Origin of the sequence: Streptomyces sp. RP5T (assembly GCF_003933965.1) — a bacterium.
In the GTDB taxonomy this organism is placed as follows: Bacteria; Actinomycetota; Actinomycetes; order Streptomycetales; family Streptomycetaceae; genus Streptomyces.
In genome coordinates this window covers 1-887 of record NZ_RSAJ01001184.1, presented here as the reverse complement: position 1 = coordinate 887, position 887 = coordinate 1, and the positions used below count along the sequence as shown (strand labels likewise).

The 887-nt window shown below is 67.4% G+C and carries 1 pseudogene; it reads left to right on the top strand.

The features are described from left to right. Positions 1-44: 44 nt before the first annotated feature. Positions 45-880 (top strand): annotated as a pseudogene (locus EHS43_RS45270) (IS5 family transposase). Positions 881-887: the final 7 nt, after the last annotated feature.

Sequence of the window (887 nt, the reverse complement as noted above, 5' to 3'; positions counted from 1 at the left end):
AGGGGTCCTAACAGAAGTTGTTGATCATGTGACTTTCAGTCTTGGTGGTCGTTGGTCTGGTCGTGGGGAAACGTCAGTCGCGGCCGTGGATCGTGTCGGATGAACTGTGGTCGCTGATCGAGCCGTTGCTGCCCGAGCCGGCACCGAAGCTGGTCGAGGGCAGGCCGCGGGTGCCAGACCGGCAGGCATTGTGCGGGATCCTGTTCGTGCTGCATACCGGCATCCAGTGGGAGTACCTGCCCCAGGAGCTGGGCTTCGGCTCGGGTATGACGTGCTGGCGGCGCCTGGCCGCATGGAACGAAGCCGGCGTGTGGGACGAACTACACCTGGTGCTGCTGAGAAAGCTGCGGGCCGCGAAGCAGCTGGACTGGTCCCGGGCGGTGATCGACTCCTCCCACGTGCGGGCCGCTCGGCGAGGCCCAAAAGCGGACCCAGCCCGGTCGACCGCGCACGGCCGGGCAGCAAGCACCACGTCGTCACCGACGCCCAGGGCATCCCGCTCGCGGTGTCGCTGACCGGCGGAAACCGCAACGACGTCACACAGCTCCTGCCCCTGATCGACAAGATCCCGGCCGTAGCAGGCGTCGTCGGTCGACCCAGACGCCGCCCCGATGCCCTGCTCGCCGACCGCGCCTACGACCACGACAAGTACCGCCGCCTGCTCTGGCAGCGCGGCATCCGCCCGGTCATCGCCGAACGAGGCGTGGAACACGGCTCCGGCCTGGGCATTTTCCGCTGGGTGGTAGAGCGCACGATCGCCTGGCTGCACGGCTTCCGACGACTGCGGATCCGCTGGGAGCGACGCGACGACATCCACGAGGCCTTCCTCGGCCTCGCCACCTGTCTCATCACCCACCGGCACGTCCAACGCCTTTGTTAGGACCTCT